General features: G+C 59.9%; 22 protein-coding genes, 1 tRNA gene and 1 pseudogene. 14 read left to right on the top strand and 10 right to left on the bottom strand.

Translation table 11 applies throughout. The features are described 5' to 3' along the window. Positions 1-17: 17 nt before the first annotated feature. A complete protein-coding gene (locus OZ428_RS20415; protein WP_269131101.1) occupies positions 18-2,771 on the bottom strand; it encodes a response regulator in 2,754 nt (917 codons plus the stop codon). 206 nt (positions 2,772-2,977) lie between these two features. Between OZ428_RS20415 and OZ428_RS20410 the strand changes: the two genes are divergently transcribed. Then, entirely contained in the window at positions 2,978-3,706 is a 729-nt protein-coding gene (locus OZ428_RS20410; protein ID WP_269131100.1) for a response regulator transcription factor, read from the top strand. Then, positions 3,693-5,063 carry a sensor histidine kinase gene (locus tag OZ428_RS20405; protein WP_269131099.1) on the top strand — a complete coding sequence of 457 codons (1,371 nt, stop codon included), beginning with the start codon at positions 3,693-3,695 and terminating at the stop codon, positions 5,061-5,063. Before OZ428_RS20410 ends, OZ428_RS20405 begins: the two co-directional genes overlap by 14 nt. Here the strand turns inward: OZ428_RS20405 and OZ428_RS20400 are convergent. Beyond that, the gene (locus OZ428_RS20400; protein WP_033896799.1) at positions 5,060-5,575 is read right to left on the bottom strand and encodes a DUF2062 domain-containing protein; all 516 of its coding nucleotides are present in this window, start codon (positions 5,573-5,575) and stop codon (positions 5,060-5,062) included. The genes OZ428_RS20405 and OZ428_RS20400 overlap by 4 nt on opposite strands. A gap of 135 nt (positions 5,576-5,710) precedes the next feature. Here OZ428_RS20400 and OZ428_RS20395 point away from each other — a divergent pair, with 135 nt between their 5' ends. From OZ428_RS20395 to murB, 8 genes are all read left to right on the top strand, one after another. Beyond that, on the top strand, positions 5,711-7,936 hold the full coding sequence (locus OZ428_RS20395) for a DNA internalization-related competence protein ComEC/Rec2 (protein WP_269131098.1): 2,226 nt from the start codon (positions 5,711-5,713) through the stop codon (positions 7,934-7,936). 73 nt (positions 7,937-8,009) lie between these two features. Beyond that, positions 8,010-8,645, top strand: a complete 636-nt coding sequence (locus OZ428_RS20390; protein WP_033896796.1) for a MotA/TolQ/ExbB proton channel family protein — start codon at positions 8,010-8,012, stop codon at positions 8,643-8,645. Continuing rightward, positions 8,642-9,070 carry an ExbD/TolR family protein gene (locus tag OZ428_RS20385; protein ID WP_010209650.1) on the top strand — a complete coding sequence of 143 codons (429 nt, stop codon included), beginning with the start codon at positions 8,642-8,644 and terminating at the stop codon, positions 9,068-9,070. Before OZ428_RS20390 ends, OZ428_RS20385 begins: the two co-directional genes overlap by 4 nt. Continuing rightward, positions 9,070-10,080: a tetraacyldisaccharide 4'-kinase gene (lpxK, locus tag OZ428_RS20380; RefSeq protein WP_269131097.1), complete on the top strand. Its 1,011-nt coding sequence runs from the start codon at positions 9,070-9,072 to the stop codon at positions 10,078-10,080. Before OZ428_RS20385 ends, lpxK begins: the two co-directional genes overlap by 1 nt. Before the next feature lie 24 nt (positions 10,081-10,104). After that, complete coding sequence (locus OZ428_RS20375; protein ID WP_003174668.1) at positions 10,105-10,290, top strand: Trm112 family protein; 186 nt, start codon at positions 10,105-10,107, stop codon at positions 10,288-10,290. Next, entirely contained in the window at positions 10,287-11,051 is a 765-nt protein-coding gene (kdsB, locus tag OZ428_RS20370; protein ID WP_269131096.1) for a 3-deoxy-manno-octulosonate cytidylyltransferase, read from the top strand. The genes OZ428_RS20375 and kdsB overlap by 4 nt, the downstream gene beginning before the upstream one ends. Next, a complete protein-coding gene (locus tag OZ428_RS20365; RefSeq protein WP_010209653.1) occupies positions 11,051-11,515 on the top strand; it encodes a low molecular weight protein-tyrosine-phosphatase in 465 nt (154 codons plus the stop codon). Before kdsB ends, OZ428_RS20365 begins: the two co-directional genes overlap by 1 nt. After that, positions 11,512-12,531, top strand: coding sequence for a UDP-N-acetylmuramate dehydrogenase (murB, locus tag OZ428_RS20360; RefSeq protein ID WP_269131095.1), 1,020 nt, complete (start codon positions 11,512-11,514; stop codon positions 12,529-12,531). Before OZ428_RS20365 ends, murB begins: the two co-directional genes overlap by 4 nt. A 62-nt stretch (positions 12,532-12,593) precedes the next feature. Here murB and OZ428_RS20355 read toward each other — a convergent pair whose 3' ends face one another. Continuing rightward, positions 12,594-13,265 carry a Bax inhibitor-1/YccA family protein gene (locus tag OZ428_RS20355; RefSeq protein WP_016977342.1) on the bottom strand — a complete coding sequence of 224 codons (672 nt, stop codon included), beginning with the start codon at positions 13,263-13,265 and terminating at the stop codon, positions 12,594-12,596. Positions 13,266-13,417: 152 nt separating this feature from the next. Here OZ428_RS20355 and OZ428_RS20350 point away from each other — a divergent pair. Continuing rightward, positions 13,418-13,508: transfer RNA gene (locus OZ428_RS20350), tRNA-Ser, on the top strand. Between the two features lie 116 nt (positions 13,509-13,624). On the opposite strand, the gene OZ428_RS20345 is transcribed toward OZ428_RS20350, so the two are convergent. The 3 genes from OZ428_RS20345 to OZ428_RS20335 form a co-directional block, all read right to left on the bottom strand. Further along, positions 13,625-14,674, bottom strand: a complete 1,050-nt coding sequence (locus tag OZ428_RS20345; RefSeq protein WP_269131094.1) for a tyrosine-type recombinase/integrase — start codon at positions 14,672-14,674, stop codon at positions 13,625-13,627. Position 14,675: 1 nt separating this feature from the next. Continuing rightward, positions 14,676-14,918, bottom strand: coding sequence for a DUF4224 domain-containing protein (locus tag OZ428_RS20340; RefSeq protein ID WP_269131093.1), 243 nt, complete (start codon positions 14,916-14,918; stop codon positions 14,676-14,678). A gap of 86 nt (positions 14,919-15,004) precedes the next feature. Next, positions 15,005-15,253: a hypothetical protein gene (locus OZ428_RS20335; protein ID WP_218646907.1), complete on the bottom strand. Its 249-nt coding sequence runs from the start codon at positions 15,251-15,253 to the stop codon at positions 15,005-15,007. 130 nt (positions 15,254-15,383) lie between these two features. On the opposite strand from OZ428_RS20335, the gene OZ428_RS20330 reads away from it, so the two are divergent. Beyond that, complete coding sequence (locus OZ428_RS20330; RefSeq protein ID WP_269131092.1) at positions 15,384-15,626, top strand: hypothetical protein; 243 nt, start codon at positions 15,384-15,386, stop codon at positions 15,624-15,626. Positions 15,627-15,661: 35 nt separating this feature from the next. On the opposite strand, the gene OZ428_RS20325 is transcribed toward OZ428_RS20330, so the two are convergent. Then, positions 15,662-16,531 carry a hypothetical protein gene (locus tag OZ428_RS20325; RefSeq protein ID WP_269131091.1) on the bottom strand — a complete coding sequence of 290 codons (870 nt, stop codon included), beginning with the start codon at positions 16,529-16,531 and terminating at the stop codon, positions 15,662-15,664. A gap of 49 nt (positions 16,532-16,580) precedes the next feature. Further along, entirely contained in the window at positions 16,581-17,222 is a 642-nt protein-coding gene (locus OZ428_RS20320) for a hypothetical protein (protein ID WP_269131090.1), read from the bottom strand. Positions 17,223-17,665: 443 nt separating this feature from the next. On the opposite strand from OZ428_RS20320, the gene OZ428_RS20315 reads away from it, so the two are divergent. Next, positions 17,666-18,025, top strand: coding sequence for a DUF6864 domain-containing function (locus tag OZ428_RS20315; protein ID WP_269131089.1), 360 nt, complete (start codon positions 17,666-17,668; stop codon positions 18,023-18,025). A 324-nt stretch (positions 18,026-18,349) separates the two neighbouring features. Here OZ428_RS20315 and OZ428_RS20310 read toward each other — a convergent pair. Beyond that, positions 18,350-19,273 (bottom strand): annotated as a pseudogene (locus tag OZ428_RS20310) (DNA cytosine methyltransferase). Positions 19,274-19,318: 45 nt separating this feature from the next. Beyond that, complete coding sequence (locus OZ428_RS20305; protein ID WP_269131088.1) at positions 19,319-20,098, bottom strand: DUF2786 domain-containing protein; 780 nt, start codon at positions 20,096-20,098, stop codon at positions 19,319-19,321. A 48-nt stretch (positions 20,099-20,146) separates the two neighbouring features. On the opposite strand from OZ428_RS20305, the gene OZ428_RS20300 reads away from it, so the two are divergent. Next, positions 20,147-20,398 carry a hypothetical protein gene (locus OZ428_RS20300; protein WP_259174949.1) on the top strand — a complete coding sequence of 84 codons (252 nt, stop codon included), beginning with the start codon at positions 20,147-20,149 and terminating at the stop codon, positions 20,396-20,398. Positions 20,399-20,745 lie beyond the last annotated feature (347 nt).

Raw genomic sequence — 20,745 nt, 5'->3', positions numbered from 1 at the left:
CTTCCTTTTTGATGAGTTCAGGCGTTGACCCGCGCTTCACTGGCGAGTCGGGCAATGGCCATGTCCAGTTCGTCCAGAGCATGCTGGGCCTTGGCGTCGTCTTGCTTGAGCAAGGTTTCGGCGCGGTGGCAGGCAGCCCGCAGTTGCGGTACGCCGCAATAACGGGTGGCGCCATGCAGGCGGTGCACGCGTTCGATCAGCGCGTTGTTGTCGTTGGCGTCACGGGCAAGGGTGATAGCCAGGCGGTCAGCTTCCAGGGAGGCGAGCAACATGGCGAGCATGTCCGCCGCGAGATCTGCCTTGCCGGCGGCCAGGCGCAGGCCTTCTTCATGGTCAAGCACAGGCAGTTGCACGCCAGGGCCAAGACCATCTGTTGCCCTTTCCGGGCCTTGATTGCGCAGGGCCAGGCCGGTCCACTTCAACACCACCTGGGCCAGTTGCCGCTCGCTGATGGGTTTGGTCAGGTAATCGTCCATGCCGCTTTGCAGCAAGGCGCGTTTTTCGTTGGCCATGGCGTGGGCGGTGAGGGCGACCACCGGCAATGGCGTGCCGCTGCGTTCGCTTTCCCACTGACGGATCGCCTCGGTGCTTTGGCGGCCGTCCATGCCGGGCATTTGCACGTCCATCAGCACCAGGTCGAAGGTGTCCTGTTTTACGGCGTCGATGGCGGCATACCCGCTTTCCACGGCACGCACCCGTGCGCCCATGTCCTCCAGCAGCGTCTGCACCAAGAGCAGGTTTGCCGGGTTGTCGTCCACGCACAACACGCGTGGTGCACGGCTGGACAATGGTTCGCCCGGTTCGCTGCGTGACGGGCGCGGGCTGATCAGGTCGGACAGCGCGCGACGCAACTTGCGCGTACACGCCGGCTTGGCCTGCAATTGGCTGTTGGGGTTGGGCACGGACTGGTTGAACAGCATCTGCTCGGTGGTCGGGCACAGCACCAGCACCTTGCAGCCCAGGTGTTCGAGGTCCCACAGGTGCTGGTTGAGGCGCTCGGGCGGGATGTCGTTGGCGGTGACGCCGAGTACCGCAAGGTCGATGGCCTGCTCGGTCTGGTGGGCGCTGGTGATGCCGTTGGTCAGGCTTTCCAGGCTGTTGAACGGTGTGACTTCCAGGCCACAGTCTTCCAATTGATGTTGCAGCGCCTGGCGTGCCAGTTCGTGGTTTTCCAGCACCGCGACACGATGACCCAGCAGCGGCGCGGAAGGCAAGTCTTCGACGTCGTCGCGGGTCTTGGGCAGGTTCAGGCTGATCCAGAATTCCGAGCCTTCGCCCGGCGTGCTGTCGACGCCGATTTCACCGCCCATCTGCTCGATCAGGCGTTTGGAAATCACCAGGCCCAACCCCGTGCCGCCCGGTTGGCGCGACAGCGAGTTGTCAGCCTGGCTGAAGGCCTGGAACAACGCGCGCACGTCCTGGCTGGACAAGCCGATGCCGGTGTCCTGCACACTGATGCGCAATTGCACGCTGTCTTCTTGCTCGTCCTCGATCATCGCGCGGGCGACGATAGTGCCTTCGCGGGTGAACTTGATCGCGTTGCTGATCAGGTTGGTGAGGATCTGCTTGAGGCGCAGCGGGTCGCCCACCAGCGCCAACGGCGTGTCGCGGTACACCAGGCTCACCAGTTCCAGCTGCTTGGCATGGGCGGCGGGGGCGAGGATGGTCAGGGTGTCTTGCAGCAAGTCGCGCAGGTTGAACGGGATGCTGTCGAGCACCAGTTTGCCGGCCTCGATTTTCGAGAAGTCGAGGATTTCGTTGATGATGCCCAGCAGGTTGTCGGCGGATTTCTCGATGGTGCCCAGGTAGTCGAGTTGGCGCGGGGTCAGTTCGCTTTTTTGCAATAAGTGGGTGAAGCCGAGAATGCCGTTGAGCGGCGTGCGGATCTCATGGCTCATGTTGGCCAGGAACTCCGACTTGATGCGGCTCGCCTCCAGGGCCTCCTTGCGCGCAAGGTCCAGCTCGATGTTCTGGATCTCGATGGTTTCCAGGTTCTGGCGCACGTCTTCGGTGGCCTGGTCGATGCTGTGTTGCAGTTCTTCCTGGGCGTTCTGCAAGGTCTCGGCCATGCGGTTGATGCCTGAGGCGAGCTGGTCCAGTTCCTGGCTGCCCAAGGGCGGCAAACGGGTTTCCAGGTTGCCGTCCTTGAGTTGAGCCACGGCTTGCTTGATCTGGCCGATGGGCGAGTTGATCGTGCGGCTGATGCGCAGGGCCAGCGCTGCGGTGCAGATCAGGCCGATGGCGATCAGCAACAGGCTGGCGAACAGGCTGCGGTAGCCACGCAGCAACATGCCGTTGTGGGACAGTTCCACCTCGACCCAGCCCAGCAGGCGGTCGGCTTCATCCGGGATCAGGTCGCCCGCGAGGTTGCGATGGCGGCCAAACACCGGCAGTAAATAGCGGGTGGCGTCATTGCCGGTGCGCTGCAATAAATGGGAACTGTTGCCGACAGGCGGCTGGTTGAGCATGGTCGGGCCGGCGTGAGCGAGGGGCGCGCGGTCTGGGCTGAGAAAGGACACGGCACGCACGTCCGGCTGTTCCAGGGACTGAGTGGCGATGCGTTCGAGCAAATCGGTGTTGCGCGCACTGAGGGCGGGCGCGACCAGGGGCGCCAACTGTTCGGCGATCATTTCACCGCGTTGCAGCAATTGGGTCTGCAGTTCCGAGAGCTGCATCCAGGTGAAATAGCCGCCCAGCAACGAGGCCATCAGGCTGGTCGGTAATAAGGTCAGCAACAGTACGCGGCCTTTTATCCCCATTCTTGTCAGCACGCCACTCTCCTGCTACCACATTGATATCTACGGAATTGCGCGGGCATCCGGCCCGCGCCACCTGCGCAGTGTAGCCATTTGCGCGGCGAGGAATCTTGCAAATTAATGACATACGGCAATCTTGAAGGCATTTGGCGGCCAGTGGCGATTGCCTGCGGCGGGGTTATCTTGAATAATCAGTCATTGAGAATGACTTGCAGATACTAATGAATCCCGTAGCAATTGGCCTGCCCAGTATCCTGACCATCGAAGATGACCCCGTGCTGGGCGCCTATGTCCATGAGCACCTGGAGCGCTGTGGTTTCCACGTCACCTGGTGCCAGAACGGCCAGCAAGGCCTGCAGATGGCGCGCGACCAAGTGTTCGACGTGGTGTTGATGGATATTTTGCTGCCGGGGCTGGATGGGTTGTCGATCCTCACCCATCTGCGCCAGAGCCATTCGATCCCGGTGATCCTGATGTCGGCACTCGGTGCCGAGGCTGATCGCATCAGCGGTTTTCGCCTGGGCGCCGATGACTACCTGCCCAAGCCGTTCAGCATGATCGAGTTGCGCGTGCGCATCGAAGCCATCCTGCGCCGTGTCGCGTTGGACCGACGCCCCTTGCCGAGCCTGGCGCCCGCGCGTGGCGATGCCCGTACCCTGCGTTTTGACGATGAACTGTGCGATGTCTTCCACCTGGACCACTGGGCTGGCCTGACCCGCAGTGAATATCGCCTGCTGGAAACCCTGCATCGCAACGCGGAAGAAGTCCTCAGCAAACCCTTCCTTTACCAGCATGTGCTGCAACGCGGTTATGCGCCCCATGACCGCAGCCTGGACATGCATATCAGCCAGATCCGCCGCAAGCTCAAGGCCATCGGCTACACCGAGCGCGAAGTGCGCACGGTGTGGGGCAAGGGCTATGTGTTGAGCGGTGCCGATGACAGCCTTTAAACGGCCCTTTAAACGCCTGCCGGGCAAGCACTCGTTATTCTGGAAGCTGGCTTGCCTGTTGATTGCCTTCTGCTTGCTGATGATCTGGCTCAGTTGGTCGTGGGGGCGATACATGGAGCAGCAGAACGCCTACCTGTCCGATGAAGCGCGGATCACCTTGAGTGGCTACGCGGTACGTGCGGAACAGGCCTGGAACCGAGGCGGCAATGCGGGCGTCGATGCGTGGCTGCAGGAGATGGGTAAGCGCGAAAGTACCTGGATCGGCGTGATCGGAAATGACTTGCAATCGCTGAGCAGCTACCCGCTGACCGATAAGGAAAGCCAGCGCCTGACCTTTCTGCGTGGCCTGGACTGGCCGGTGAGCCGGCATACCAAAGGCCTGCCGTGGCTGAAAATCCCTTTTCCCGCCGACCCCAGCGCGGGTTCGCTGGTGATCGAATTGCCACAGCGTTTCATGCCGGGACGCTATCAACTGTTCTGGCGGGTAGTGACCAATGGTGTGATTCCCGGTCTGTTTACGCTGTTGCTGTGCGTCGGTCTGTATCGGCTGCTGATCATGCCCCTCAATCAATTGCGTGAGCAGGCCAACGCCTGGCGGGCCGACCAGTTGAATACGCGGCTGTCCCACGACGCCACCAGTCGTCAGGATGAGTTGGGCGAGCTGGGCCGCGCGTTCGACCATATGTCCGAGCGTTTGCAGGGCACCGTGGTGTTGCAGCAGCAACTGCTGCGAGACATGTCCCATGAACTGCGCACACCGCTGAGCCGCCTGCGGGTGGCCTGTGACAGTGAGCAGGACCTGACGCAGCTGCGCGAGCGGCTCGGCCGTGAGATCGACGCCATGCAGCGCCTGGTGGAAGACAGCCTGCAACTGGCCTGGCTGGACACCGAGCGGGCGCCGCTGCCCCAGGAAGATATCCAGCTTCAGGCACTGTGGGACATGCTGCGCGAAAACGCATGTTTCGAGAGCGATTGGCCGGCACCGCGCCTGCCGTGCCTGCTCGGCCCGGAGTGCTGGGTGCGTGGCAACCTGAATGCGTTGGCCCAGGCCCTGGAAAACATCCTGCGCAATGCCATTCGCCATTCACCTTTGGGCGGTGTGGTCAGCCTGGATGGGCGGCGTGAAGGTGACTATTGGCATGTGTGGCTGGAGGATCAGGGCGGCGGGATTGATGACGGCGACCTGGAACGGATCTTCGCACCCTTCACGCGCCTGGACGGATCACGCCCCGGCGACGGTGGCTTCGGGCTTGGGCTGAGCATCGCGCGCAATGCCGTGCAACGCCAGGACGGCAGCCTGTGGGCGGAAAACACCGGAAAAGGGCTGCGCGTGCATCTGCGCCTGCGGGCTTGCTAGGCGCGACGTTGTTTGCGTTTTTTCCATTGGTGGGCCACCCACCAGCGCCAATAGCCCATGGTCAGGCAATACGCGATCGCACCCAACACCAGCCCCAGCACCACTGAACCCAGCAGGAATGGCTGCCATAACGTACTCAATTGGCCGCTGATCCATTCCCAGGTCAGGTCATCCGGCAGGCTGCGCGGCGGCACATTCATCAGCCAGGCGCCAGTCATGTAGGTACAGATAAACACCACCGGCATGGTGATGGGGTTGGTCAGCCACACCAGGCTGACCGCGATGGGCATATTGCCGCGCACGGTGATTGCCAGCACGGCCGCCAGCAGCATCTGCAACGGAATCGGGATAAATGCCGCGAACAAACCCACGGCCATTGCGCGTGCGACCGAGTGCCGGTTCAGGTGCCAGAGGTTCGGGTCATGCAGCAAAGTGCCGAGAAACTGTAATGACTTGTGTTCCCTGATACTGCTGGGGTCAGGCATGTATCGTTTGAATAAGCGCCGGGGCATAAGGGGTCCAGGTCAGTTCGAGGGGCAAGTATGCCCGCATTCTATAAACAGAAAATTCAGACTTTGTGACAAAACATCATAGGCCGTGCTGGGCATCCGGCTAAGACTGAGTGGATCACTGGAAAAGGATGATCCATGAGGACAGGGATGTGCGCGTTTGCGCTGGGGTTGCTGGCCTTGCGCTTTTTACCGGCGTTGCCGACGACCGGTTGGCTGATTGCCTTGCTGGTGCTGGCCTTGATGTTGTTGCCGTTTCGCACGTATCCCTTGGCGTTTTTCCTGTTCGGGCTGAGTTGGGCGTGCATGAGTGCGCAGTGGGCGCTGGATGACCGCCTCAGGCCGGTGTTGGATGGCCAGACGCGCTGGGTAGAAGGGCGGGTCATCGGTTTGCCGCAACAGACGGGCGATGGCGTGCGCTTCGTGCTGACCGACAGTCGGTCGCGTAATGCCCGGTTGCCCACGCGTATCCGGGTGTCCTGGCATGGCGGGCCGCCTGTGCGCAGTGGCGAACGCTGGCGCCTGGCAATCACCCTGAAGCGGCCGGCCGGGTTGCTGAACTTCCATGGGTTTGATCAGGAGGCCTGGTTGCTCGCCCAGCGGATTGGCGCCACGGGCACGGTAAAGGACGGAGAACGCCTGGCACCGGCTGCCAATGCCTGGCGCGACGGTGTGCGTCAGCGCTTGCTTGCGGTGGACGCCCATGGCCGGGAATCAGGCCTGATTGCCCTGGCGTTGGGCGATGGCTCTGGATTGACCGCCGCTGATTGGCAGGTGCTGCAGGACACAGGGACGGTGCATTTGCTGGTCATCTCCGGCCAGCACATCGGTTTGCTCGCGGGCTTGATCTACGGCTTGATCGCCGGCCTGGCGCGCTATGGATGCTGGCCTCGAACCTGGCCGTGGTTGCCATGGGCCTGTGCGCTGGCGTTCGCCACGGCGTTGGGCTACGGCTTGCTGGCCGGGTTTGGCGTGCCGGTGCAGCGCGCATGCGTGATGGTCGGGTTGGTGTTGTTGTGGCGATTGCGCTTCCGTCACCTGGGGCTGTGGTGGCCTTTGTTGCTGGCGCTCAATGGGGTGTTGGTGTTGGAGCCGCTGGCCAGTTTGCAGCCGGGGTTCTGGCTGTCCTTTGCGGCGGTGGCGGTGCTGATCCTGGCGTTTGGTGGCCGGCTGGGGCCTTGGAGCCTGTGGCAAGCGTGGACCCGGCCGCAGTGGTTGATTGCCATCGGGTTGTTTCCGGTCTTGTTGGTGTTGGGGTTGCCCATCAGCCTGAGTGCGCCGTTCGCTAACCTGGTGGCGGTGCCATGGATCAGCCTGGTGGTGATGCCGCTGGCTTTGTTGGGCAGCGCATTGCTGGGGCTGCCCTTCGTGGGTGAAGGATTGCTGTGGTTGGCGGGTGGGGCACTGGATGTCTTGTTCAAGGGCTTGGCGTGGCTCGCCGGGCAAATGCCCGCCTGGATTCCGGCCGAAGTGCCGTTGGTCTATTGGCTGGTGAGTCTGCTGGGGGCCGTGCTGCTCCTGCTGCCCAAGGGCGTGCCATTTCGTCTGCTCGGATTGCCGATGGTACTGTTGGCGGTGTTTCCCCCGCGAGAATTGGTCCCTCATGGACAAGTAGAGGTCGTGCAACTGGACGTCGGCCAGGGCCAATCGCTGATTCTGCGCACCCGTCATCACACCTTGCTCTACGACGCCGGCCCGCGCTCCGGAAGTTTTGACCTGGGCGCACGCGTTGTCCTGCCGTCTCTGCGAAAACTCGGGGTAGAGGAGTTGGACATGCTGCTGCTTAGCCACGCCGATGCCGATCATGCCGGTGGTGCGGCAGCCGTTGCCAAGGGCATGCCGATCAGGCGCGTAGTGGGCGGAGAAACCGACGGTCTGCCTCTGTTGCTGGGCACTCAGCCGTGCGTCAGCGGCGAGCGATGGACCTGGGACGGTGTGACCTTCGAACTCTGGCAGTGGCCGGACGCCATTAGTGGCAACGCGAAGTCCTGCGTCTTGCAGGTGCAGGCCAATGGCGAGCGCCTGCTGCTGACCGGTGATATTGACCGCGCCGCCGAACACGCCTTGCTCGCGTCACCCCTGGCGGTGCGCACTGATTGGCTGCAAGCGCCGCACCACGGCAGTCGCAGTTCTTCGTCCTGGCCCTTTGTGGAACGGCTTGCTCCGCGATCCGTGCTGATCTCGCGAGGGCGCAACAACGCGTTCGGCCATCCCCATCCACAGGTGATGGAACGCTACCGGCGGTTGGGCAGCCAGGTGTATGACAGTGCCGAGCAGGGCGCCGTGCGTCTGCAGTTGGGGGCTTTTACGCCGCCGATTGTTGCGCGCAGTCAACGCCGGTTCTGGCGCGAGCGGTTACCTTAGGCGCGGCCGATGGGGTCTGTGGTCAACGCACCTATATGGTAAAGTGGCGCACTTTTTCGAGGGGACATTCACTGTGTGGGAATTGGTCAAATCCGGCGGCTGGATGATGTTGCCGATCATCATGAGCTCTATCGCCGCACTCGGCATCGTCGCCGAACGCCTGTGGACCCTGCGCGCCAGCCGCGTGACCCCCGAGCATTTACTGGGGCAGGTCTGGGCCTGGATCAAGAACAAGCAGCTCGACAAGGAAAAGCTCAAGGAACTGCGCGCCAATTCCCCGCTGGGTGAAATCCTCGCCGCCGGCCTGGCCAACTCCAAGCATGGTCGCGAGATCATGAAAGAGTGCATCGAGGAAGCCGCCGCCCGCGTCATCCATGAACTGGAACGCTACATCAACGCCCTCGGCACCATTGCCGCCATGGCGCCGTTGCTCGGCTTGCTCGGCACGGTGCTGGGCATGATCGATATCTTCAGCTCGTTCATGGGCTCCGGCATGACCACCAACGCAGCCGTACTGGCCGGTGGTATTTCCAAGGCGCTGATCACCACGGCCGCAGGCCTGATGGTCGGTATCCCTTCAGTGTTCTTCCACCGTTTCCTGCAACGTCGCATCGATGAACTGGTGGTCGGCATGGAGCAGGAAGCCATCAAGCTGGTGGAAGTGGTGCAGGGCGACCGTGACGTGGACCTGGTTGGGGGCAAAGCGTGAAATTTCGCCGCAAGCAACGGGAAAACGTCGATATCAACCTCGCGTCGCTGATCGACGTGGTGTTTATCCTGCTGCTGTTTTTTGTCGTCACCACCACCTTCACCCGGCAGACCGAGCTGCGCGTCGACCTGCCGGAAGCCGTGAGCGGTTCGCCGGCCGAAGACCAGCAAGTCAAGCAACTGGACATCGCCATCAGCGCCGACGGGGTGTTTTCCGTGAATAACCAGTTGCTCGAGAAAAACGACCTGGCCAGCCTGATGGACGCCTTGCAGAAAGAGTCCGGCGGCGACACTAAGCTGCCGCTGTCCATCAGTGCCGATGGCAAGACCCAGCACCAGGCTGTGATCACTGCAATGGACGCTGCCGGCAAGCTCGGTTTCAGCCATTTGCGCATGACCACCGTCGAGGCGGCGGGCCAACCCTGATGGCCCTGTCCGATCGTTTGCTCAAGGCCTGGTACGAGGGCCATCCGGCACTTGCGCTGCTGCGGCCGTTGGAGTCCTTGTATCGCCGGGTGGTGCAGGGCAAGCGTGCACGCTTCCTGGCGGGAGAGGGCGAGATCTATCAATCGCCGGTGCCGGTGGTGGTGGTCGGTAATATCACCGTGGGTGGCACCGGCAAGACGCCGTTGATCCTGTGGCTGATCGAACACTGCCGACGCAGCGGCTTGCGCGTGGGTGTGGTCAGCCGGGGGTATGGCGCCAAGCCGCCGCAGTTGCCCTGGCGGGTCGAAGCCAGCCACAGCGCCGACGTGGCGGGTGATGAACCGCTGTTGATCGTGCAGCGCAGCGGCGTGCCGTTGATGATCGACCCCGACCGCAGCCGTGCGGTCAAGGCGCTGCTGGCCAGCGAAACCCTCGACCTGATCCTCTCCGACGACGGCCTGCAGCACTACCGCTTGGCCCGTGACCTTGAACTGGTGCTGATCGACGCCGCCCGTGGCCTGGGCAACCGCCGTTGCCTGCCGGCCGGGCCGTTGCGTGAGCCGGTGGAGCGCCTCCAGAGCGTCGACGCGTTGCTGTACAACGGCGCCGCCAGTGATCGAGACGATGGCTTTGCCTTTCGCCTGCAACCCACCGCGCTGGTCAACCTGCTGACCGGCGAACGGCAGCCGGTGGATCATTTTCCAGCCGGCCAGCAGGTGCATGCGGTCGCCGGTATCGGCAACCCGCAACGTTTCTTCACTACCCTTGAAACGCTACACTGGCAGCCGATACCCCATGGCTTTGCCGACCACGCGACTTACAGCGCCGAGGTCCTGAATTTTACGCCGTCATCGCCACTGGTCATGACCGAGAAGGACGCGGTGAAGTGCCGCGCCTTTGCCCAGCCCGACTGGTGGTACCTTGCGGTGGATGCGCTGCCGTCGCCGGCGTTCGTCGCTTGGTTCGACACGCAGCTGATGCGTCTGCTGCCTGCCCGTCTTTTGCCTTAAACCGCTGCTTTCCAGGAAACACTCATGGACACCAAATTACTCGACATCCTCGCTTGTCCGATCTGCAAAGGCCCGCTCAAGCTCAGCGCCGACAAAACCGAGCTGATCAGCAAAGGCGCTGGCCTGGCTTACCCGATCCGTGATGGCATCCCGGTGATGCTGGAAAGCGAAGCCCGCACCCTGACCACCGACGAGCGCTTGGATAAATGACCACCGCCTTTACCGTTGTCATCCCTTCCCGCTACGCTTCGACCCGCCTGCCGGGCAAGCCGCTGCAACTGATCGGCGGCAAGCCGATGATCCAGTTGGTGTGGGAACAGGCCTGCAAAAGCAGCGCTGAGCGCGTGGTAGTGGCCACCGACGACCCGCGCATCATCGAGGCCTGCAAGGGCTTCGGCGCCGAGGCGGTGCTGACCCGCGAGGACCACAACTCCGGCACCGACCGCCTGGCCGAAGTGGCCACCCAGCTTGGCCTGGCGCCAGACGCCATCGTGGTCAACGTGCAGGGTGACGAACCCCTGATCCCTCCGAGCGTGATCGACCAGGTGGCCGCCAACCTCGCCGCCCATGGTGAAGCGCGCATGGCGACCCTGGCCGAGCCGATCGAAGACATCGAAACCCTGTTCAACCCGAACGTGGTGAAAGTGGTCAGTGACATTAATGGCCTGGCGCTGACGTTCAGTCGTTCGACCTTGCCTTGGGCGCGCGACGCCTTCGCCAAACAGCCTGACGTGTTGCCGGAAGGTGTGCCTTACCGTCGCCATATCGGCATTTACGCCTACCGCGCCGGTTTCCTGCATGACTTTGTCAGTTGGGGCCCGTGCTGGCTGGAAAACACCGAGTCCCTGGAGCAACTGCGCGCCCTGTGGCACGGCGTGCGCATCCACGTGGGCGATGCGCTGGAAGCGCCGCCCGCCGGTGTCGACACTCCGGAAGACCTTGAGCGCGTCCGTCGCCTGCTGGGGGCCTGATGGAGGTTCTGTTTGTCTGCCTGGGCAACATCTGCCGTTCGCCCACCGCAGAGGGCGTACTGCGCCATAAATTGCGCGAAGCGGGGCTGGCGGGGCAAGTCGAGGTCGCGTCCGCCGGCACGGGCGAATGGCATGTCGGTAACCCGCCGGACCAACGCAGCCAGCGCGCGGCGTTGGTGCGCGGGTACGATCTGTCGGCCCAGCGTGCCCAGCAGGTTTCTCGCGCCGACTTTGCGCGCTATGACCTGATCCTGGCCATGGATCACAGCAACCTGCGCAACCTCAAGGCCCTGCAACCGGGCCAGGGCAAGGCGGAGCTGGACCTGTTCCTGCGCCGTTACGACGCCGAAGTGGACGAAGTGCCAGACCCGTATTACGAAGGTGAACAAGGCTTCGAACGGGTCCTGGACCTGATCGAGCGCGCCTGTGATTTATTGGTGATCGAATTGAAGGGGCGGTTATGACCTTGCAGGTGCTTGCGCAGGTGTCGCTCAAGCCATTCAACAGCTTTGGCATTGATGTGCACGCCCAGCTGTTCGCCGAGGCCCACAGTGACGATGATGTCCGTGAGGCCTTGGCCTATTCAGCCGCTCATGCGGTGCCGCTGCTGGTGATCGGTGGCGGTAGCAACTTGCTGTTGACCCAGGACATTCCGGCGCTGGTGCTGCGCATGGCCAGCCAGGGCATCCGTGTGTTGCACGACGACGGCACGCAGGTGGTGGTCGAGGCCGAAGCCGGCGAGGCCTGGCATCCGTTCGTGCTGTGGACCCTGGAACAAGGCTTCTGCGGCCTGGAAAACCTCAGCCTCATCCCCGGCACCGTTGGCGCAGCGCCCATGCAGAACATCGGCGCCTACGGTGTCGAGATCAAGGACGTATTCGCCGGCCTGACCGCCCTGGATCGCCACACCGGTGAGCTGCGCGACTTCAGCCTGGACGAGTGCAACTTTGCCTACCGCGACAGCCTGTTCAAGCACGAAACCGGACGCTGGCTGATCCTGCGGGTGCGCTTTGCCCTGAGCCGTGCCAGCCATCTCAAACTCGACTACGGCCCGGTGCAGCAGCGCCTGGCGGAGCAGGGGATCACTGAGGCAACACCGAGTGACGTCAGCCGCGCGATCTGCAGCATCCGCCGGGAAAAACTGCCCGACCCGGCAGAGCTGGGCAATGCGGGCAGCTTCTTCAAGAACCCGCTGGTGTCCCAAGTGCTGGCGGCTGAGCTGCAGGCGCTGTATCCGGACCTGGTGGCGTACCCGCAGGCCGATGGGCAGATGAAGCTCGCGGCCGGCTGGCTGATCGACAAGGCCGGCTGGAAGGGCTTCCGTGACGGCGATGCCGGCGTGCATAAATTGCAGGCGTTGGTGCTGGTCAACTACGGCGACGCCACGGGGCACGATATCGCGAACTTGGCCCAGCGTATCCAGCGCGACATTGCAGAGCGCTTCAAGGTCGATCTGGAAATGGAGCCCAACCAGTATTAAGTCCCTTGAAACAAAAATGCCCCGCATCTTTCGATGCGGGGCATTTTTTATTGCGCTGACAATCAGTCGTCGCGGCTCATGATGCCGAAGATCTGCAACAGGCTGATAAACAGGTTGTAGATCGACACATACAGGCTGATGGTTGCCATGATGTAGTTACGCTCACCACCGTGGATGATCGCACTGGTCTGGAACAGGATGCACACCGAAGAGAACAGCACGAAACCTGCGCTGATCGCCAGTTGCAGGCCGCTGATCTGGAAGAACATGCTCGCCACCACGGCCGCCAGCAGCACGAAGAAACCAGCGGTGATGAAACCACCCAGGAAGCTCATGTCCTTGCGGGTGATCAGCACGTAGGCCGACAGACCACCAAACACCAGTGCGGTCATGGCAAACGCCGAGCTGACCACTTCCGCGCCGCCGGCCATGCCGAGGTAACGGTTGAGGATCGGGCCGAGGATAAAGCCCATGAAACCGGTCAAGGCAAATGCCGATACCAGGCCCCAGGCCGAATCACGCAGCTTGTTGGTCAGGAAGAACAGGCCATAGAAGCCGATCAGCACGACAAAGATATTCGGGTAGCCGACGCGCATCTGCTGGGCCACGAACGCCATCACGCCGCTGAATGCGAGGGTAAGGGCGAGCAAGCCATAGGTGTTGCGCAACACGCGGCTGACTTCAAGCTGCTCAGCCTGCGCGTTACCATTCACTGCGTAATTCTGTTCGCGCATGGCGACACTCCTTCGGTTTTGAAACGTTCAGTCGCAAAGATCATAACAGACGCTCTGTAACAAGCTATGGCAAGAGTTTGACAGTGTGTTTCATTCGGGTATTATGGCGCCCGCTGAGACGGGATGGGCTACTATAATCCTGTGATGCACAAGGGAAATTGGCAGAGTGGTTGAATGCACCGGTCTTGAAAACCGGCGGACGTTAATAGCGTCTCCAGGGTTCGAATCCCTGGTTTCCCGCCAAATTAAACGATAAGGCCTCGATTAGTCGGGGCTTTTTCGTATCTGGGGTTTGAGAAGGTTTTTGCTGCTTTTGGCAGGGGTTCCGAAACTTTCGAGTAGGAGTTCCGAAACTTTGCCTATTTGGAGGGTTTCGCAGTCGCCCCGATCCTCCTGTAAACCCTCTTTGTGATCTCCTGTTTGCTGTGTCCCAGCAGCAGGCTTGCATCACCGATATCGATGATTTCCGAAGCGGCCTTCGGTCGGATGTCGCGGAACTGAAACCCTCCTATTTTGGCCGCAAGCAGCGGGTCGCCTTGTTCGATGGCGTTCTGCTGAGCTTTTTCGCGCGCCTTGTCCCAGCGCAAGCGCAACATCCCCTTTGTCATCCGCTTTCCATGCTTGTTGATCAACAGGTATTTGGACGGGTGCCCGGCATTCCTTTCGCCAATTTCCCTGACTAGCCTCCCCAAGCTGTTCTCCCCTGCATCCGTACGCATCAGGATTCTGAGCTTCTGCCCGGTCTTGCCCTGCGTTACCAGGAAGTAATCACCCTCGGTATCGTCGCTGCGCATGATCAGCACGTCAGCAGGCCGCTGCCCGGTCAAATAGCCCAAGTCCATGGCTTCCTTCAGTTCTTGTTCGGCAACGGCGTAGACGGCATTCCAGACAGCCGCATTGGCGTAATAGTCGCGCGGCGCCTCCTTGTTCTTCCTTATGCCCTGACATGGGTTCTCCCGCTCGGTCAGGCCCCATTCCCTGGCCATGTTGAAAACGTGGGAGAGAAGGGCTATCTCACGGTTGGCACGAACCTTTGCTGAACGGGCATCTCGATAACCCGCGATGTTGAAAGGCGTAATTGAATCGATGGGGGCCTCATCAAAGGTTGGACGAAGCTGTTTCAGTTCGGCCATGTTGTCCTTCTGGGTCCGCTCCCCCTTTTTTGGGATGACGTCACGCACGTACCGGTCGAAGATGCCCTTCATCGTTGTCAGATCAGCAGGCTTTTCTTTGGCCTCCAGCTCGGCCCATTTCAGACGAGCTTTGCTCAAATCCGTGCCTAAAGGGATCTCTTTGCCAGCAGAGTCCCGATAGTAGTAGCCGATCCAGACCTTACCGTTTTTTCTTGGACGCTTGCGCCGCACCATCCCGGGTGGCAAGTCCCTGTTTTCATTGTTTCTGGGGCGCATATCAGTTCACTCTGGAGAAGTCAGGCGTCCAAACCGAGCGCGCCGGCGGCGGGTTCGTATCTACGATTGCAGCGTTGACCATGCCAAGCTTCATGCGCGCGAACATCCGGCCCACCAGTGGGCGGCCGCCACGGCTCTCGATGTATACCCAGTTTCTGTCTTTCAACCATTTGCGCTGATGAGCTCGCTGCTTGTAGCCAGTAATCTCGGCGAGTTCGTCGTCCGAGAGGATCTCTGCTTGCATAACTACCTCCCGCCGCCCGTACTGGGCCGCTCTGTCTTGATACTTTCCATTTGGTGTCCTTGCCGCGCTGGGCGTCAGTGGGTGGGTTAGGTCGGGAGAAGGCCTTTCGCTTTGGCTTCGTCCCGGCATTGCGCTCGGAACAGTCGCGCAGATTCCAGCGCCTGCTGCCTGGTGGATGCCTTCCAGGTCGGGCCGACTTGCACGAACTTTCCGCGCAGCTTCCCGCACCAGTGATTGACGAAGTTGCCGTTCTCGATCTGGCTGATGATCCCGGCAGTGGCTTTGGGCGCTGTCGCGTAATCGACCAGCTTTTGTTCGTAGGTCATTTCAGGCATAGGAATACCTAGCCCGCCGCTCACCGGCAGGCATGTAGGGGAATGGAGTGGTGGCTTTTTGCTCGTATTCACCGTTCGCGAATACAGGTGTACAACTTCTAGTAATTCACCCCGATCAAAAGGAGGGCACGTGTCACACAACCTCGATGTACCGATTGCCCACGTTTATCGGGGTCACAAGATGTTTCTCAAGTTCGCCTGGAAGCGTCCAAACGACGATGCACCAGCGGCTGCCAAGGTCATTGAGCCAGCGCCCATCGATGGTATGGGCGAGGTAGCAGCAGAACTGGAAGGCCCATGGCAGGATTACGCTGCAGCGCTGGATGAAGCGATGGTGGCTGCTGAGCGGTGGATCGACAGCCAGTTGCCCTAAGCCCGCTCACCGGCAGGCATGTAGGGGGATTGGGGTTAGTCGCCGCAGAAGCAGTCGATGTCTTCGGCGAGATAGTCAAAATCGAAGTCTGTTTGCCTGGCGCGCTGCTCAGCTGACCAGCCCATTGTTTTGTAATCTGCTCGGTCTTGCCGGAATACCTGGCCGAAGCGTTCTTCGGTGCCCGACCACCAGATCACACGCGACGGGTCTTCGATGATGGTTTTTATCAGCTTCCCTTCGCTCTTCTTCCAGCACAGGTCGCAGTTGCCAAAGTCTGAATCCATGCCCAGATCGAACGGCTGGGCCTTCCAGAACTCTGCTACGTCTTCCTTAGTGACGCCGGCGGTGTAAGAGGGGCAAAGGTTGTCCCAGCGTGTACCGCCGCGGTCGTTGGCAGCCATCATGCGGTGGTAGCGCTTCGGCTCGTCGTATCGAATCCCGACAACACAGTCCCACTCGGTGTAGCCAAGGGCGCGCATGTGCTTCTCGCCGATCTTGACCTTCAGGTAGGCAGTGCACATGTTGTTGGAGAAGTTCGGCAGCACTGGCGGAAGGTTTTTTTCTGTCTTCCGATACGCCGCGTAATACTCAAGCATCATCGTGAAGGGCTCGCCGTTGCGGCTTGCTGTCTCAAAATTCACCAGCTTGTACCACGGTGCATCGTCAGGCTGGCCGTACACTCGGCACCACTCCATCCAAACAACCGGGACATCCCATCGCTTTGAAATCTGGTCTATGAAAATCAGTGTTTCTTCGCGCTCTTTGCCGGTGTTCTGGAAGAAAAAGTGAATATCTGGCGGTAGCTTGAAGTTGTGTGCCTCCAGTATCATCCGGCTCATATGGGCGCTGGTTCGGCCGCCGCTAAGCCCGATCTGGGCCGGGCCCTTGATCAAGTAAGGATTCATGGCCTTGGTCCTTTGTAGATGAACACGTAGGCGAACCAGAGGGTGGCGATCATGGCGTCACCACCTGCTGTTCCTGGCGCAAAGCGTCTTGAACGGCCTCAACGACGCGACGCAAATATGTGAATTCGTGGTTTTCCTCGATCGCCTTGTCGTCGACTGGGTAATGCCATTCATCTCCGAACAGCTCCGTCAGCAGCTTGCTGTGATGCCAGCACTCGTTTGGCGACTCGACGCTGGTCAGAAGCTCGATGTCCTGCCATAGCTCGCGTGCCTCGCTCTTGCTCAGCTCGCCAAGCTCCCAGTCGTGTCGCCCGGTCTGTTGCCGGCGGCGCTGGACGATGCACTTCTTGGCGAAGGCATGGAGCGCGTCACCGCTGAATCGCGTGCTACTGATCCCGCGATCCAGACAGTTCAGAACATATGGCCAATCGCACTTGACCACGAACTCGGCAACCGTGCGAGGCCCCATTCCACCCCAGTAGGCGTTCCAGCTCTTATCCCAGCAGTTGATCGTGATCTTGCCCTGGGCGGTCTGGTAGTTCGGATCAGATTCAATCGGGCAGTCGCGCCTGCCGAAGTCCTCGAGGAATACGGTGATCGGATCAAGACGTGGTGTGCCCGTGATCACCAGCTTCGTTACTGTCGATCGCTCCACCTGGAGAGGCTTGGCGACTTGGCTTTCTTCAGGCATGCCGGGTTCCTTGCCGCTATAGCGGCTGACTTTGAAGGGGGAGGGGTTTATTTAAAATCGGCCTAGACGAGACCGTGGGATGTGCTAGAAATGACATGTCGCGCATGCATTTCAGAGATTTGCTGTTGGGGTGCTGTGTGGCAGACGCTCTATTACTCTGTTGGAGCGGGCCCTCCAGCTGTGGGCATTGATCGGTAGGCTGTCGCATTTAGCCACGAGTTAAACAACTCCCTTCCTCTGGGCTACTAACTCAACGCCTTGGCCTGCCGATCATTTCTACTGATTCAATACCTCCGTCGTTATCAGACGAGCATTCACAATGGTCATTCATGCGTTGGTGTAAAGAAGCGATTTTGTAAGCGAGATGGAGCCAGCGTGACAGTAATTTTCGAATGCGGGATACCTTGCATTTATGAATTGCGTTAAAGTGGAGGTGTATCTTCATGGGGGCGGTGAAATTGGAAGTTAGAGCAATTATTAATGGCTTGGATGTTGTGGCGTCTGGCATTGTTCATGTTGTAGGGCCTAGCATCACGTTGATGCTGGATACTATGCCTGTCGAAATTGTATTCATATCTGATAGTCTAGGGCTTCGTTATACGTCCGAAACTGTAGGTGCGTCCGTAAGAATTAGCCTTTATAATTTTTCAACTATTGGCGACGGAATGGTTGTTCCCGTGTCTATTGCAACATCTGATGGTCGGCCCGTCTATATAACTTTTTGGGTAAATACTATCAATGCTTCGCAACTGGCACGGGAGCTACGATATACCATTTTGATGGGGCCAAAGTTTAATGCTTGAACCAATACAACAGAATCATCCTGAAAAAGTGGACCTTGGGCATGAACGACCCCAGCCAACTGCTGCCTCGTCTGGCCGAATAGCTGAGACGATAGGCACAGGCGATAATGCAAAAAACTCTATTGTTTGGATGACTATTACGTGGAGTTTTTTCATAGGTTCTGCTTTGAGTCTTTTGCTTTTCTCTTTGGTAGTCGCTGAGAAGAATTTTGAGTACGTCAGTGAGATCAAGAGTATTTGGTCAACATTCATTCCGCTCATCACCTTAGCGCTAGGTTATGCGTTTGGTAAGAGTAAGTAGATCAAAGTAAGTGATGCTCATTGTTACGCTGCCTTAATCAACGCTTCAATTATCCGACGCCCCACTAAGGGAGGGACTGCGTTGCTAGTCATGTGCATCGTCAGCCGATGATTGTCCGGGCGCTGTGTATCTTTCGGGAAGGACTGAGCGGACATGGCCTCGTCGGCGGTGATCATGCGCATCCGGTCACCATCGACCACGGCCCATCGGTCCAGGGTCGTGATGGTGCCGATCGGGCGGTCCAGGCTGCGGCCGGTGAGCCCAGACCCGGAACCGTAGTAGGGCATCACGAACCGCTCCCCGAACCGTTCCCGCCCATTTTTCACTCGCCTCTGCGTCGATTCGGCACGGCCTGCTTTGATGATTGGAGACCACTTGCCGGCATTGAAGTCGATAATCTCGCTGGCCGGCACGTGTTGGTGTTGCTATAGCTCTAGGTGTAGCGGTGCCTTGCTGCGTGAGCAGACCATGAACAGCCGCACCCTATGTTTAGGAAAGCCGAGATCCGCACAGTCCACGATGTGCGGGGCAAGCGAGTAACTCAGGCGCCGCATCGCATCTGCCCAGGCCGGGTAGAGAATCCAGTCCATGAACTCCGGCACGTTCTCGATGACGGCAAAGTCGGGCTGGTTTACTTCAGCGTTCGCCACCGGCGCCCAGGCTGTCGAGCGCGAGTTGTCGTGCTGTGGGTTGCCTGCGGTTTTGCCTCGGGCCTTCGCGTGTCCCTGGCAGCAAGGAGAGGCCAGCATCACGTCATGCTTTGGCACTCGCGACCAGTCAGCCTGGTGCAAGTCCTGGCAGACGTGCTGCGTGTCCGGGTTGTTCCTAGTGTGCCACTCGACCGCTGCGGGCCAGTGGTTGGCGGCCCAGAGCACGTTGAGGCCAGCATCTTTTCCGCCGCGGGTCCATCCGCCGAAGCCGGAAAACAGGTCAATTGCTTTGAGCATGAGGGGTCCTTTTCGGTAGGGGCCGGATCATTGATGGTCGTGAGTTCATGCGGTAGCGGATAGGGCGAGAATGTCTTGGCCGCCTCGTGCAATTCCCGCGTGCAGTTCGACCTTGCTCCCGGCCAGCATCCCGGCGATCTGGGCGTTCAGATCCAACTCAACGGACTTTCCTTTTCTCGATTTCCCGATTTCCTGGGTGGCGAGATATTCGCTAATCAGCGCTTTGTCCTGAGCCTGAATCGCAACAAGGTCATGGCCGGTGGCGGGGTGCCCGAGAGGGTCATCGTCGCCTTGAGGTACGAGCGCTTTCAGCTTTGACTGAACCTCCCAAACCCAAGCCAATGCGAAGTGATCGCCGGCTGTTTCTGCCGAATACTGACTGCGATGAACTCCGGATCTGACCTCTGAGCAATAGGTTTTCCGCGCCTGGGTTAGCTTCGTGTGCAGTGCCTCGTACGCGTAAAGGGCGATGTTCTGGGCGGGAGACACTCCGACGAATGTTGCGCATTCAATGACCTGGCCTTTCGCAGAACTCCATGTCCTGCGCCGTAGGGTTGTGCAGCTGAAGGCTTCTGCTACAGCGATGCTGAGCTGCTGATCCCATGCTGGTCGCCGTTTGGTTCGGAAGAGGGCGGACTCAACCTCACCAACATCGCTCAACTTCACATCCATTTCAGTCAGCCGGTACTCCCGCATCAGTGCCTGAGCCTGCCGAAGAGCCGTCGCCGCTTCGTTCTCGTTGGCGCTTTGGGCCATTGCCAGGCAGTGCTTGATCTTGCGGATCGCGCGTTCGAGTTTCTTTTCGTCGGTCTGTTGTGCGGACATAGGGGGGCCTCGCGGGTATAGTTTGCGAACAATTGAAAAGGAGGTCGTATGGAATGCTTGGTTTGTCAGACGCCTGAGGCGGAAACAGCCCGCGACGTTGATCGGGCGCGATTCGATTGCGCTGACTGTGGCGCCTTTGAAGTCACCGGTACTGTTATGCGAATTCTTGATCGTGGCCAGTGGCTCCGCACCACCGCGATGCAGCAATGGATCAGAGAGCAACACGATCTTGGTGTAAAAGTCCCTGTGATTCATAGCGAGATTGCCGAGTACGAGGGGATCACCGGCCCGCTGGCGTGATTCGTTGATATGGGGTATTACGGGTGACCGGCATGGAGCCGGATCAAGAGGAAAATTGATGTTTCAAAGAACAAGTGTTTATCAGGAGTTTTTGCGGGCCTTCCCGAATGCGCAGTTTGTGGCGCTAAGTTACGCGAACGGGTTCGCTGGAGAGGTTGCGGTCGGGGAAGTTAATAGAGTGGCAACTGTAGTCTTCGCCGGAATCTACGAAACAGATGGTTCGACAGTGGGCGAAAAAACATTGACCAACGCAGATGTATCGCCAGCTACGCTACAAGGCCATGACATGCTTCACGCAATTACCGTTGCCGCCCACTTGGCTGACTCCATAGCCAACTCTGTCAGAA

The organism is Pseudomonas sp. GXZC (assembly GCF_026967615.1).
In the GTDB taxonomy this organism is placed as follows: Bacteria; Pseudomonadota; Gammaproteobacteria; order Pseudomonadales; family Pseudomonadaceae; genus Aquipseudomonas; species Aquipseudomonas azotoformans_A.
The sequence above is the reverse complement of the archived record's forward strand: the minus strand, read 5'-3'. Positions and strand labels throughout refer to the sequence as shown.